General features: G+C 69.3%; 13 protein-coding genes. 7 read left to right on the top strand and 6 right to left on the bottom strand.

Annotated elements, in window-relative coordinates; translation table 11 throughout:
* Positions 1 to 222 precede the first annotated feature (222 nt).
* Positions 223 to 1,029 (top strand): BTAD domain-containing putative transcriptional regulator, encoded by an 807-nt coding sequence (locus tag ACIA5D_RS49845; protein WP_396037774.1) that lies wholly within the window; start codon positions 223 to 225, stop codon positions 1,027 to 1,029.
* A gap of 395 nt (positions 1,030 to 1,424) precedes the next feature.
* Positions 1,425 to 1,733 carry a hypothetical protein gene (locus ACIA5D_RS49840; protein ID WP_396037773.1) on the top strand — a complete coding sequence of 103 codons (309 nt, stop codon included), beginning with the start codon at positions 1,425 to 1,427 and terminating at the stop codon, positions 1,731 to 1,733.
* Positions 1,734 to 1,850: 117 nt separating this feature from the next.
* Here ACIA5D_RS49840 and ACIA5D_RS49835 read toward each other — a convergent pair whose 3' ends face one another.
* Positions 1,851 to 1,985, bottom strand: a complete 135-nt coding sequence (locus ACIA5D_RS49835) for a hypothetical protein (protein WP_396037772.1) — start codon at positions 1,983 to 1,985, stop codon at positions 1,851 to 1,853.
* A gap of 502 nt (positions 1,986 to 2,487) precedes the next feature.
* Here ACIA5D_RS49835 and ACIA5D_RS49830 point away from each other — a divergent pair.
* Complete coding sequence (locus ACIA5D_RS49830) at positions 2,488 to 2,781, top strand: transposase family protein (RefSeq protein ID WP_396037771.1); 294 nt, start codon at positions 2,488 to 2,490, stop codon at positions 2,779 to 2,781.
* Positions 2,782 to 2,811: 30 nt separating this feature from the next.
* Here ACIA5D_RS49830 and ACIA5D_RS49825 read toward each other — a convergent pair whose 3' ends face one another.
* Positions 2,812 to 3,723, bottom strand: a complete 912-nt coding sequence (locus ACIA5D_RS49825) for a LysR family transcriptional regulator (RefSeq protein ID WP_396037770.1) — start codon at positions 3,721 to 3,723, stop codon at positions 2,812 to 2,814.
* 318 nt (positions 3,724 to 4,041) lie between these two features.
* Here ACIA5D_RS49825 and ACIA5D_RS49820 point away from each other — a divergent pair, with 318 nt between their 5' ends.
* On the top strand, positions 4,042 to 4,686 hold the full coding sequence (locus ACIA5D_RS49820) for a dihydrofolate reductase family protein (protein ID WP_396037769.1): 645 nt from the start codon (positions 4,042 to 4,044) through the stop codon (positions 4,684 to 4,686).
* A gap of 340 nt (positions 4,687 to 5,026) precedes the next feature.
* Positions 5,027 to 5,815, top strand: a complete 789-nt coding sequence (locus ACIA5D_RS49815) for a methyltransferase domain-containing protein (RefSeq protein WP_396037768.1) — start codon at positions 5,027 to 5,029, stop codon at positions 5,813 to 5,815.
* Between the two features lie 794 nt (positions 5,816 to 6,609).
* Here ACIA5D_RS49815 and ACIA5D_RS49810 read toward each other — a convergent pair.
* The gene (locus ACIA5D_RS49810) at positions 6,610 to 6,975 is read right to left on the bottom strand and encodes an SDR family NAD(P)-dependent oxidoreductase (RefSeq protein ID WP_396037767.1); all 366 of its coding nucleotides are present in this window, start codon (positions 6,973 to 6,975) and stop codon (positions 6,610 to 6,612) included.
* A gap of 38 nt (positions 6,976 to 7,013) precedes the next feature.
* The gene (locus ACIA5D_RS49805) at positions 7,014 to 7,910 is read right to left on the bottom strand and encodes an alpha/beta hydrolase (protein ID WP_396037766.1); all 897 of its coding nucleotides are present in this window, start codon (positions 7,908 to 7,910) and stop codon (positions 7,014 to 7,016) included.
* Positions 7,911 to 8,040: 130 nt separating this feature from the next.
* Between ACIA5D_RS49805 and ACIA5D_RS49800 the strand changes: the two genes are divergently transcribed.
* On the top strand, positions 8,041 to 8,511 hold the full coding sequence (locus tag ACIA5D_RS49800; RefSeq protein ID WP_396037765.1) for a MarR family winged helix-turn-helix transcriptional regulator: 471 nt from the start codon (positions 8,041 to 8,043) through the stop codon (positions 8,509 to 8,511).
* Between the two features lie 226 nt (positions 8,512 to 8,737).
* On the opposite strand, the gene ACIA5D_RS49795 is transcribed toward ACIA5D_RS49800, so the two are convergent.
* A complete protein-coding gene (locus ACIA5D_RS49795; protein ID WP_396037764.1) occupies positions 8,738 to 9,388 on the bottom strand; it encodes a response regulator in 651 nt (216 codons plus the stop codon).
* Positions 9,385 to 10,566, bottom strand: coding sequence for a sensor histidine kinase (locus ACIA5D_RS49790; RefSeq protein WP_396037763.1), 1,182 nt, complete (start codon positions 10,564 to 10,566; stop codon positions 9,385 to 9,387). Before ACIA5D_RS49790 ends, ACIA5D_RS49795 begins: the two co-directional genes overlap by 4 nt.
* A 133-nt stretch (positions 10,567 to 10,699) precedes the next feature.
* Here ACIA5D_RS49790 and ACIA5D_RS49785 point away from each other — a divergent pair, with 133 nt between their 5' ends.
* Positions 10,700 to 12,151, top strand: a complete 1,452-nt coding sequence (locus tag ACIA5D_RS49785) for an alpha/beta hydrolase (RefSeq protein ID WP_396037762.1) — start codon at positions 10,700 to 10,702, stop codon at positions 12,149 to 12,151.
* Positions 12,152 to 12,477 lie beyond the last annotated feature (326 nt).

Below are 12,477 nucleotides of genomic sequence, written 5' to 3'. Positions count from 1 at the left end.
ACGACGCCGGCGCTCGGTGTTGTCGACGCAGCGACGGCGGGCTGAGTAGCGTCCGTCCGCGGCCGCCAGCCAGCGAGGCCACCACCAACCAGTTGCCCGCCAGGCGGTCACCATCGTGGTCGACTTTCGTGCACGTCATTGAGTACCTGTGGCAGGCCGCCTGGTGCTTCCACACCGAAGCCGATCCCATCGCGCGAAGGGGAAGGGAGGGCGTAGCGGGTCATGACTACGGCAATCGGCGTCGGACGGCCGCCGGGTAAGGGTGGCGTGCGGCTGGAGTTTCGCCTGCTGGGCCCGCTGGAAGTGGTCGGTGACGCGGGGCTGGTCCAGACAGTTGGCACCAGGCTGCCGGCCGTGCTGGCCACCCTGCTGTTGCACGCCAACCGGACGGTGACGGTGGGTCGCCTGGCTCATGGTGTTTGGCAGAACCCTGCCAGCGGGGCGAACTCGAACATCCGCACGTACGTGGCCCAGCTCCGGGCGGCGTTCGCCGCCGCCGGGCAGCCTCCCGCGCGCCTGCTCACCGAGACTGGTGGATACCGGCTGGCGGTCGCCGACGGCGAGCTTGACGTGGCGTCGTTCGAAGCATTGGCCCAGGCGGGCGAGCACGCGCTTCGGCGCGGCGATCCGGGCGCGGCACAGGACCTGCTGCAGCGGGCCAAGGACCTCTGGCGAGGCGAGGCGCTCGCGGGGCTGACGGCTGGCCGGTTCCTGCAAGCCGAGGCCGCCCGGCTGGACTGGCTCAGGCTGAGCGTCATGGCGATGTGGGCCGACGCCGCGCTGGCCGCTGGCCGCCACGAGGCGGCGGTGGCCGAGCTGACGCGGCTGGTGTCCGTGCAGCCGCTGTGCGAGCAAACCTGGGCGAAGCTGATGCTGGCGCTGTACCGCTGTGGCCGACGCGCTGAGGCGTTGGCGGCCTACCAGCGGGCCTACCGGCTGCTGGATCAGCAGCTCGGCCTCGTACCGGGACGGCCACTGCAACAACTACAGCGCCAGGTCCTGGCCGCCGACCCGGTCCTCGACCCCTGAACCTTCGGCCTCGGGCCGACGCTGCCGCGCGCCATCGGCCACGCCGGGCGTGCGACCGGGGCCGTGCGGCTGGACACACGGCGACCTTCAACACCTTCATTGCGCAAGTCATCTGTCGGAATTGCCGTTGTCGGTTCGGGTCAGCTCACGCGCTTGGCGAGCCTCCTGGCGGCGCGAGCGGTGCTGTGGCTGACAACTCCGCGATCATCCGGGTTCTTGCTGACGCGTACGGCTTGGCCGGGGTCCGACTTGAGCGTGTTCTCGGCGGCGTGGCCGGTTCGAGAATCGAGAATCAAGGTGCGCCGCGGCCTGCACAGGGGCCAGACTCGCACTATGGGGTCTCTGTGAGGGTTTACGCGTTCGAGGGTGCGAGCGTTGTGTATGCCTGCGGATCGTTGACCTACGCCGAGGGCTACTTCGAGGCGATTGACGTCGAGGACGACGAGTATGTCTTCTTCGGCGCTGACGGCACCGTCATTAGCCCGTCGGTCCGGGATGGGCGGGTGGTCCTGACGCCGACGGATGAGAAGCGGCCCGGAGAATTGCGGATGCGGCTACGCGCCTACCTTGAGCACCCGCGCGTGGCGATGGACCCAGCGCTCGCTGATGAGCCGGTCGCGTTGGCGGACCTGTTGATGGAAAAGGAGCGAGCATCGTCGTGGCCTCGATGGCCGGCGTGGCTGCGGATCCGTCGATCCCGCTGATCTGCCGTTGTTGCGATCATTTAGGTGCACGGATCTGCCGCGCTCCGATCGTCACGGATAGTGATGAGTCGGTGCGGACGCAGGCCATGGCTTGGCCGGTCTGAGCTCGCCCTGTGCTCAGTGCCCCGTGGGCGGGATGTTCGAGGAGTGGCCCTTTTGCTCGTCGCGCTTCAAGCGTTTCGCCGTCTGCTTCTCCTTGATCGTCTTGCCCTTTTTCTTGACGTTCGCCTTGGTCGTCGAGTCCTTGGACATGATCGAACCTCCCTGAAACGGGTCGGTGGACGTGCAGCGTCGTGCTCGCCTGATCGCGGCCTGCGGGCGATTGAAAGATGTCCGCATGACAGTCGCGGAATTCGTACGACATGCTGACCTTACGCCCCTTCCGGCTCCCACGATGATCAAGAGGTGCTGCTGAGGCGGCGCCGGAGTCCGAGGACTTCACGGACTTGTCCGACCCCGGTGGCCACCTGCGATCCGGACGACGTTGTGTCGGGCGTGGTCTTCGGGCAGGGCGATTGCGTAGTTAGGCGGCAGCCTCTTAGCTGGATTTTTGCGGGGTGAGTGGCCTGTGTGGAGGCGAAGGTAGCGGGTGAGATCACATCGGTGATCATGAAGTTCTCTACGCCGCACGAAGCCCCGAGGACCTCACCCGCCGATGGCATAATCTCTCATCACCGCACTGACCGTCACGACACCCCACGCCGCCACCCCACCGACCCAGATCACTGATGGTGAGCGCAACGGCCTGCTGGCCGTGCTGTCGAAGATCCCGGATCCGCGTGACCCGCGCGGGATCCGCTTTCCGCTGTCCGCGGTGCTGGCCGTCGCGGTCTGCGCGGTCATGGCTGGAGCCTCATCGTTCGCGGCGATCACCGACGGGCTGCACGACCTCGACGAACACGCCCGTGCCCGCCTCGGTTTCGCCGACAGGGTGCCCGCCGGCACGACGATGTGGCGGCTGTTGATCCGGCTCGATGCGGGACTGCTGGCCACCGTCCTTGCCGGCTGGCTGCACGCCCGGACCGGAGCTTCTCTACTCGCGTCTTGACGTTGTCGCGGATTGGTCGAACTTCGCCGATTACTTTGCCGGCTCTCCATCTCGTTCCGGCCCCGGGGCGCGGAGTGTCATGGCAGTTGAAGCCAGGATCTCGATCAGCGCGGTCGTGGCGGGTGGGTCGGGCGGGTCGCCGTACGTGGCGGCGTAGATCTGGCGGGGGTTCTCGGTGAGTTGTGTGGCGTGGACGCCGGACGCTCGGTGCGCATGCAACGCGAGCCCGTTGACTATCGCAACGCCCATTCCGGCGGCTACCACTGCCTGGGCGATGACCGTGTCGTCGCAGGAGTAGGCGACGCGTGGTGAGAAGCCGGCGCGTGCGCAGGCCGTGAATGTGGCGGCTCGACAGCGTTCGCAGCCGCCGACCCAGGCAGAGTCACGGTGGTCTTCGAGACGCTGATGGGGTTGGTCACTGATGAGGTAGAGGGAATCGTCCAGGAGATGGGTGAGTCGGAATCCTTCCTCCTCGTCGGGAGGAGTCTCCGCGTTGCGGAAGATCAAGGCGATGTCGACGTGTCCGGAACGCAGCATCGTCAGGCCCTCGGCCGGGTGGGCATCGACGAGGTTCAACTCGATTCCCGGGTGCGACCGGGACAGCTCAGCGGCTGCCTTCGGTACGAGGGTGCTGAGGACCGTTTGGAAACCGGCGAGTCGTACCCGTCCGGCATGAAGGCCCACCCGGGCGGCCAGCTCGACGGATGCGGCGTTCAGTCGCCCCAGGATCTCCGTGGCCCGCTGCGCCAGGAGTTCCCCTTCCGGGGTGAGTCGGATCCCGCGGCCCACTCGTTGGACGAGCTTGGCTCCGGTGTCGGCTTCCAGCCGCCCGAGGTGGTGACTAACGGATGGCTGTGAGTAGTGCAACTCCTTCGCGGCTTCGGTCACCGATTCGTGGCGGGCGACCGCCTCCAGGACCTTGAGGTGGGTCAGGTTCAGCATAGATTAACTTTATCTATGAAATCTGGGCGGACTTGGCATTGGACGTCATGACATTGGGCAGCCATCATCGGATCATGCCGAGCTGATCAGACGAGGCTCAACACAAGAAGTCGAACGAGGACACGGCGCCCGGACGGCCTCGACCGCTGCCGACGGCAAGTACTCGAGCTCTTCTCGCCCGTGAACGGCACGCCGCGTCCCTGTGTCGAGATCGACGGGGTCGCCCACCGCGCCTGCCGCGCCCCTCGGCAACGGCACCTGCCGGTATGACGTCATGGCGGGTCCAACCATCCACCGAGTATCGAAGGAGCATCAGCCATGTCACTCACCCGCGTCCAGAGCTTCTCCATCTCACTCGACGGCTTCGGCACCGGTGAAGGTCAGACCCACGACGAACCGTTCGGTCACGCCGGGGATCGGCTGCACGAGTGGATGTTCGCCACCAGGTGGTGGCGTGGGCTCGACGAGCCAGGCGGTAACGGTGGCGTTGACGACATCTTCGTCCGGCAGTTCGATTCGGGGATCGGTGCCGAGATCATGGGTGCCCGGAAGTTCGGCTACCCCGGATGGCACGAGGACCCGCACTGGAAGGGCGCGTGGGGTCCCAACCCGCCGTTCCACACCCCGGTCTTCGTCCTCACCCATCACGTGCGACCGTCGATCGAGATGGAGGGCGGCACGACCTTCCACTTCATCGACGCCTCGCCCGCCGAGGCGATCGAGACAGCCCGCAAGGCTGCGGGCGGCCAGGACGTACGCATCGGCGGAGGCCCCACCGTCATCCGCGACTTCCTTGCCGCCCGGCTCATCGACCACCTGCACATCGTGGTGGTCCCGATCCTGCTCGGGCGGGGCGTACGCCTCTGGGACGGCCTCGAGAGCGTGGAGAAGGACTACCAGGTCGAGGCCACCTCCTCGCCCAGCGGCGTCACCCATGTGACATTCACCCGCACGGTGGTCTGAACCGCCTGGCAGATCGTGGAGCCGCGGGACTGATCGAGTCCGTGCTGATCCACGCCGCGCCGGGCAGGACGAGCTGTCCTGCCCGGCGGTCGCCAGGCCCCACACCCGTCCGGACGGCGTTCTGGCCGCCAAAGGCCCACTCCTCGTGCGCCAACCGGCCTGCCTGGCCGGGCACAGGAGCCGCGCGACCATCCCGGCCCAACCGACCATCCGCGCGCCACAAGGCTTGGGGCTGCCGCGGCTGGCGTACTCACGCAACAGACCGTGGCCGCCGAAGCGCGACGGCCGGCGCGAGCGGAGCGAGCGCCAAATCACGGCCGAGATGGAGGGAGACACGCGGATGACCGCAATGCTGGAGTTCGATGTCGAGGCGGCCCGCCAAGTCGAGGCGGTCTATTTGACCGCCGACGTCGTCCAGCAGCGCCGGGAGGTGGTGCGGCTGCTCGCGTTGGCCGCAGGCGAGGCGGTACTGGACATCGGCAGCGGCCCGGGCCTGCTGGCCACCGACCTTGCCCGGGCGGTCGGCTCGACCGGGCGGGTCTGCGGCATCGACGTTAGCGACAGCATGCTCGCCCTCGCCCGAGGCCGTGCGGTGCTGGCCGGCAGCGCCCCGGTCGAGTACCGCCACGGTGGCGTGGACGCGGTGCCGTACCCGGACGGTTCCTTCGACGCGGCGGTCTCCACGCAGGTGCTGGAGTACGTCGCGGACATTCGGGCGGCGCTGGCAGAGGCGTTGCGGGTGCTCCGACCCGGCGGGCGGATGCTGGTCCTGGACACCGACTGGAGCTCGATCGTGTGGCACAGCACCGACCCCGAACGGATGCGCCGGATCCTGCTGACCTGGGAACAGCACCTGGCGGATCCGTTCCTGCCCCGTACGCTCGGCCGGCAGCTGCGCCGAGCCGGGTTCGACGTCGCGCCTCCACAGGTGTTGACGTTACTCAACGTCGGCTACGAGGCCGCCACCTACAGCGGCCAGCTGATCCCGATTGTCGCGCGGTTCGTGACCGGCCGTGACGGGTGGACCGCCGCGGACGTCGACGGCTGGGTCGAGGACCTTCAAACGCTCGGCCCCGACTCCTTCTTCAGCCTCAACCGCTACGTGTTCTGCGCCACCAAGCCGCAATAGCGCGGCGAACAAACCCGTCCGGGAACCTGCCGTCGGTTTCCAGGACCGGCAAGGGTTGTGGCCCCGGCGCGGGCTCGGGTTCAGGACAGAGCGGTTCTACGTCAGCGCGAACTTGGCCTCAACACGTAGTTGTCGACGTAGCGGGGTGGTTCTCAGGGCTGGGGAAGGGAGTGGGAGACGCGTAGCCTGCTCCCTCTGGCAATTGCGTTTGGCGCTGCCGCGTAACCTCGCCGTCGCCGCGGGTGCCGTCGTGTGCGGCCTCGAACGCCATGATCCGTACGGCCAATGTCCGGTCCGCTGCCTCGCGTGCGGCCGGTGGGCGGTGTTGAGCGGTGTGAGTTCCAGCGATCCCCTGAGCTCTTCCCGGGACTGGCTGTCGCGGGCGTCGCCGCGGGCCAGCCGAGCGGCGAATGGGGGGCCAGAGACAGGATCGCCTCCTGCCGCAGGGTATACCGCTGCGGGTCGGTCATCAGCAGCTGGCCATCGCCTCGACGACAGCAGCCGCTGCGGCGGCGCTCGGGGTTAAGGAGCGCTTGCGGTGCTTGCTATACCCGCCCTGCCCAGGCGGCCGCCTCAGGGACCGATCGGACAGCCGTCGCGGTCGGCGCCGGGTTGCTGCTGGCGCCGCCGCGAGACGTTGGTGCTGACCTCCGCCGCGGTAAGGCGAAACGTGAGGCAGGCACGGAGGCCACTCCGAGAGACCGCCGATGTGCACGGCTTGCCGACCGCTGAGGTGCTTGCGCCCTGCGCCTCCCGGGTAGGTGTTTCTGATGGGAGCAGCTGGCTGGACGATCTCAATCATCGCGATCCTGATCATATTCGGGATCGCCGTTGAGCGTCCAGAGCCGGTTGACCTCGGCGGGGCTGACTGTCGCGCGGGGTGCGTATCCGCCGGCTCCCGCGTTGTTGATGAGCAGGTCGATGTCGTTCTGGCCGGCGCGGGTGATGGCGCGGTTCAGGCCGGCCTCGTCGGCGAGGTCGGCGACGAGGACTTCGACTGAGGCCCCCCGGCCCCGGAGCCGGGACCCGGCGTTCTCGAGGCGATCCTGCCGCCGGGCGACGAGCAGGAGGTCGTGACCAGCCTTGGCCAGCAGATCGGCCAGCGCTTCGCCGATGCCGCTGCCGGCGCCGGTGATGAGGGTGACGGGGCGGTGCGGCATGCGGATCTCCTGGGCTGTCGTCGGTGCGGTGGGACGGGTCAGGCGAGGTTGTCGCCGATGAAGCGGGCGGCTCGGTCGAGGGCTGTGTTTCCCTCGTCGAGGACGGCGGCGAAGGCCTGGAACACGTGCGGTACCCCGGCGGTGATGTCGAGGATCACGGCAACGCCGTCGGCTGCGGCCTTTACCGCGAGGCTTGTGGCGTCATCGAGGAGCACCTCGTGGGATCCGGCTTGGATGAGCAGCGGCGGAAGCCCGCTGAGGTCGGCGAAGATGGGGCTCACCAGCGGGTTGGTCGGGGCGGTGCCGGTTGCGTCGAGGTAGTCGCGGACCCGTGTACGGATCGACTGGGCACTGACGCTCGGGTCGAGTTCGGCCTTGGTGGCGTAACTGTCGCCGCTCACGGTCAGGTCAGTCATGGGGGAGAACAGCACTGCGGCCGCCGGCATGGTCAGGCCCCGGAGCCGGCCCGTGATCAGAAGCTCGATGGCGAGGTTGCCGCCGGCCGACTCCCCCGAGACGACGACATGCTCGGCGTCGCCGGCCTGCTCGACCAGGGCCCGGTAGGCGGCGGTGACGTCCTGCAGAGCAGCCGGATAGGGATGTTCCGGGGCAAGGCGGTAGTCGACCGAGACCGCGCGCATCCCCGTCTTGCGCGCCAGGTTGGCCGCCAAGCCGACCGAGCCTCGCGCGGAGCCGACAGCAAAACCGCCACCATGGGTGTGGAAGATCGTGCCGCGAGGCTCGACACCGTCGATGTCGATGTCGATGACGGGTACGCCGCCGAGTTGGCCCGGGGTCATCCGGACGTCCTCAGGAAGGGGCTGCACGGTCAGCATCTTCTCGAGGAGGGGACGGTGGACGGCGACGTCCCCGCCGAGGTCGAACGGGGCGTTGCGGAGAATCTGGTGGACCATGTCGCGTTGCTGGGCGGTCATGTGGGTTCCTGTCGTTGCGCGGATCGGTTGCGGCATGCCGTACCCGACTAGATTAGCCCTAATCTAGTTAGTGTCAAGCTACTTGTAGCTAAGGTAAGTTAGGGTGTGATCCGATACGGCGGGAGACGACATGACTGATCTGCGGCAGGTCTTCGACGATCTGGTCAGGTTCGAGACCATGCTCTGGACCGCGGTCGACGCGCGCCTGCAGGAGACCAGCGGCATTACCCTGGCCAGCTTGAACATGCTGTTGATCATCGACGCGACACCCAACTGCCGGGTCTTCGACATCGCGCGGGCGCTGGCGATCACGGTCGGGGGCACCAGCCAGGCCGTGGATCGCCTCGAGAAGGCCGGTTGGTGCGTTCGCCGAGCGCACCCCACCGACCGCCGCTCATCGATCGTGGAATTGACCCACCCGGGCAGGGCGCTCCTGGCCCGCGCCGCCCCGGTGTTCGACGAGGAACTGGACCGCTTGCTGAGCGCGCCGCTCTCCGGTGCCGACCTCGGACATTTGGCCGACAGCCTCCGTGCGCTGCGCCGATCAGCGGTAGCCGCCCCCGACACAGCCACCAGGGCCACGTCGCCGAGGCAGTACTGAAAAGATCCGCTGGCCCAACCCGCCAACGCCGAGGGCTGCTACGCAGCCGAACAGCACTCCCGAGCCGCCAACGTGAACGGCCCGGGAATGAACCAATCCGTTCCGAACTCGGCTCCGTTCGCGCCGTCCCAGCGTAGGGCGCCGCGTGCAGCGCCACGTCGCGGGGTTCCGCCACCGGCAACCACGACCCGAGCGACCCGGTCCCGATCGGGGTGGCAACGGGCGGTCACGCGGGGGTGATGAAGCCGGTCTCGTAGGCAGTGATCACCGCCTGGGTCCGGTCCCGCGCGTGCAGCTTGGTGAGCACGTTGCCGACATGGGTCTTGACTGTCTCGTTGCCCAGGTACAGTTGGGCGCCGATCTCGGCGTTGGACAGTCCCGCGGCGATGAGGCGCAGGACGGTGGTCTCCCGGTCGGTCAGCCGTGCCGAGCGCAGCGCGTCGCGGGCCGGCGGGCGCCCGAACCGGCGGACTAGGTCCCGGATCGCCGTCGGGTACAGCAGAGTGGTGCCCTGGGCGATGAGCCGGATCGCGTGCAGGATCTCGGCCGGCCGGGCGCGCTTGAGTAGGAAGCCGCTGGCGCCCTCGCGTAGGGCCGCGTAGACGTACTCGTCGTTCTCGAAGGTCGTGACGATCAGGATCCTGGGCGGGTCCGGCATCGTGGCTAGGATTTCGGCGGTCGCTTCGATCCCGGTGCGCTCCGGCATCCGTACGTCCATCAGCACCACGTCGGGCCGCAGTTGCCGGGCCTGGGCGACTGCCTGCGCGCCGGTGCCCGCCTCGCCGACCACGCTCAGGTCGGGCTCGGCCTGGATGAGCGCCCGCAAACCGGCGCGGACGAGGTGCTCGTCGTCGGCGAGCAGCACGGTGACGCTCATCGGGCCGGGTGCAGCGGCAGCCGCACCCGGACCCGCCAATGCCCGCCCTCCGCGGCGGCGGTCATCTCGCCGCGGAGCAGTTGTACCCGTTCCCGCATGCCGGGCAGGCCTTGGCCGCCGCCGTGCCGGGCGAACCGGCGCCGGGGGACCAGCGGATTGACGACGTCGAGTTCCACCTGGTCGGCGGTGGCGGCCAGGCGTACGGTGATCTGGGTACGCCCGGCGTGGGCGACCACATTGGTCAGGCTCTCCTGCAGGATCCGGAACATCTCCCGCGAGACGGTACCGGGCACGACCAGGATCGGGCCGCTGACCGTGGCGTCGATCCCGATGCCCAGCGTCCGGTTGGCCGCCAGCAATTGGTCGAGGTCGGCCAGCGTCGGCGCGGCCGCCGCCGGCGAGCCCTCGCGCAGCAGCCCGATCACGTGGTCCAGCTCGGCCATCGCGACCCGGCCGGTCTCTTCGATCGCGGCCAGCGCCTGCCGGGCGAAGGCCGGGTCCTGGTCGAACAGCACGTGTGCCGTGCCCGCCTGCAGTGTGGTGATGGTGAGCGCGTGGCCGATCGAGTCGTGCAGTTCGCGCGCCATGCGGTTGCGGGCGGCCAGGGCCCGCGTCCTCCGTTCCAGGTCGGCGACTTTCTCGGCCGGCGAGGGCCCGAGCAGCACTGGCGCAGTCCGGCTCAGCACCGCGCCGCAGCCCGCGACCAAGCCGGCGATCGGCACCGCCGCGAGCAGTGCGCCGACCGCGACGAGCACCCCGGGCCGGCCCGCCCGTGACTGCCAGTCCGGCAGGCTGACCATCCCGTCGGCGAAGGGCGCTGCCAGGCAGGTGGCCAGTACGAAGGGCGCCGCGCCGGTCAACACCGTGGCGATCCCGCCGAGCAGTAGGTGCAGCCAATACCAGACGCTCGCCCGCCACTGCGTACCTTCTGTCGAGAGAGGACCGGTCGTGTCGCCGAGCAGCGCTGTGGCTATCGCGATCTCCATCCGGCGGGTCATCGGCAGCAGGCTGACGAGCACCGCGAGCGCCACGGCCACGCCCGCGATGGCGACGCGGCCGCTCAGCCCAAGGATCGGCCCGTGGAAGAGCGCCGTCCAGATCAAGAACATCAACGGGTACGGCGCGAGCAGCGCCCCGCCGGCCAGCAGGCACGCCCACCGTCGCAGGAGGATTCGCACGAGCCTCATTCTGCCCGGACCCAGTCGGCATCGGCATCCCGACCGGGAGGGGGTGGCGTTTCCCGCAAATGGGGGAGACGCTCCCTCTGGCTCGTGATCCGCCGGGCCGCGGAACCGGCCAGGCTCGACACCCATGAGACGACGAATCCTCTGGGCCTTGCCCGCGGCGCTGGCGGTCCTGTTGCCGGCCGCCGTGGCCGTGGCGTACGCGGACACCCAGCCGGCACCGGCGGTCACCTGGGTGACCTGCGCGACCGACAGCGCCATCCCGGTGGCCGGGCGGCGCTGCGGCCAGGTGCGGGTACCCCTCGACTGGGCGGCCCCGGCCGGCGCCGCCATCACCCTGTCGCTGCACGTCGACCCGGCAACCGACCCCGTGGGGCGGGTCGGCGCGCTCTTCATCAATCCCGGCGGCCCGGGCGGCAGCGCGACCCAACTGGTCGACCGCGCGGTCCAGCTCTTCCCGGCCGAGCTGCGGCGGCGCTTCGACATCATCGGGCTCGACCCGCGCGGGGTAGGGGAGAGCACGCCGCTGTCCTGCGACCCGGCGCTGCAGCCGACCGCCGACGACCTCGACCCGCACGGCCCGGCCGCGTTCACCGCGTTGGTCGCCCGCAACCGGGCTTTCGCCGACAGTTGCCGGCAGCGCTCGGGGGCGCTGCTGTCGCATCTGGATACCGTGAGCGTCGCCCGTGACCTGGAGGCGGTCCGGCAGGCGATCGGCGAGCCGTCGCTGAACTGGCTCGGCTTCTCCTACGGCACCGCGATCGGCAACACCTACGCCACGCTGTTCCCGCGGCACATCCGCGCGCTGGCCGGCGACGGGGTGCTGGAGCACAGCCTGTCCAGCCGGCAGATGCTACTGGACGAGGCCCGCACCGCGGAGGACGGCTTCGACCGGTTCGTCGACTGGTGCGCCGGCTCGGTCGCGTGCGCACTGCACGGCCGGGACGCGGGTCGGGCATACGACGCCCTGGTCGCGCGGGCCACGGCCACGCCGATCGCCGCGCCCAAGGCCGGCAAGCCGGTCACCGGGACACAGATCCGTCTCGGCACCCAGGCGCTGCTGCTCACCCCGGCGCAGAGCTGGCCCGCGCTCGCCCAGGCGATCGTGGCCGCGGAGAACGGCGACGCCGACACGTTCGCGTCGACCTCGGTCATCGACCCGGTCCAGCAGGCAGTCGAGTGTCTGGACTTCAGGACCACTGCGACGAGTTACGCCGCGGTACGCGAGGCGCGGGCCGCCGCCGTACGGGTGTCGCCGCACCTCGGCGGCCTGGTGCAGTCCTGGACCGGTCTGACCGGGTGCGCCGGCTGGCCGATCACGCCGACCAACCCGCAGCACCCACTGCGCGTCCGCGGGAACCCGCCGATCCTTTTCGTCAACTCGCGGCACGACCCGGCGACCAGCTACGTCTGGGCCACCCATGTCGCGTCGGTGGTGCCGCGCAGCGCCCTGCTCACCTACACCGGCGACGGCCACACCTCGTACCTGACCTCCACCTGCGTGTCGGACACCGTCAACCGGTACCTGTTCACCACGAAGCTGCCCGCCCCGGGCAGCCGTACCTGTCCGGCCGTCTGACTCGTCCGGGCCGTTAGTCGGCCGCGGGTCAGCTGCCCCATCATCTGCCGCGGCCGGCCACGCTCGGCGACCAGCTGCAACCGCCGGCCTCGACGCCTTCCACACCCGAAACACGACCGAGCCGGCGGCGTCCGGCGACAGCTGGTTGAGGAGGCAGCGCTCGTGTCTCTGTTGGCGCTGCTGTTGTCGGTTGAGCTGTTCAACCGTGCTTTGAAACGGCGTTGTCTCCCTGCTGCCACATTTCATAGTTGCCGCATTCTGCGGTGATCTCGGCTGTTGCCTGAGCCGCGGTGAGGAAGTCGTCGACCACCGGTGAGGTGCGTGAT

It is taken from the genome of Actinoplanes sp. NPDC051513 (assembly GCF_044454685.1).
Lineage (GTDB): Bacteria > Actinomycetota > Actinomycetes > Mycobacteriales > Micromonosporaceae > Actinoplanes.
The sequence above is the reverse complement of the archived record's forward strand: the minus strand, read 5'-3'. Positions and strand labels throughout refer to the sequence as shown.

Excerpts from the sequence above, each read along its gene's own strand:
- ACIA5D_RS49845 (WP_396037774.1), top strand. The coding sequence starts at position 223 with ATGACTACGGCAATCGGCGTCGGACGGCCGCCGGGTAAGGGTGGCGTG.
- ACIA5D_RS49835 (WP_396037772.1), bottom strand. The coding sequence starts at position 1,985 with ATGTCCAAGGACTCGACGACCAAGGCGAACGTCAAGAAAAAGGGCAAG.
- ACIA5D_RS49825 (WP_396037770.1), bottom strand. The coding sequence starts at position 3,723 with ATGCTGAACCTGACCCACCTCAAGGTCCTGGAGGCGGTCGCCCGCCAC.
- ACIA5D_RS49820 (WP_396037769.1), top strand. The coding sequence starts at position 4,042 with ATGTCACTCACCCGCGTCCAGAGCTTCTCCATCTCACTCGACGGCTTC.
- ACIA5D_RS49815 (WP_396037768.1), top strand. The coding sequence starts at position 5,027 with ATGACCGCAATGCTGGAGTTCGATGTCGAGGCGGCCCGCCAAGTCGAG.
- ACIA5D_RS49810 (WP_396037767.1), bottom strand. The coding sequence starts at position 6,975 with ATGCCGCACCGCCCCGTCACCCTCATCACCGGCGCCGGCAGCGGCATC.
- ACIA5D_RS49805 (WP_396037766.1), bottom strand. The coding sequence starts at position 7,910 with ATGACCGCCCAGCAACGCGACATGGTCCACCAGATTCTCCGCAACGCC.
- ACIA5D_RS49800 (WP_396037765.1), top strand. The coding sequence starts at position 8,041 with ATGACTGATCTGCGGCAGGTCTTCGACGATCTGGTCAGGTTCGAGACC.
- ACIA5D_RS49795 (WP_396037764.1), bottom strand. The coding sequence starts at position 9,388 with ATGAGCGTCACCGTGCTGCTCGCCGACGACGAGCACCTCGTCCGCGCC.
- ACIA5D_RS49785 (WP_396037762.1), top strand. The coding sequence starts at position 10,700 with ATGAGACGACGAATCCTCTGGGCCTTGCCCGCGGCGCTGGCGGTCCTG.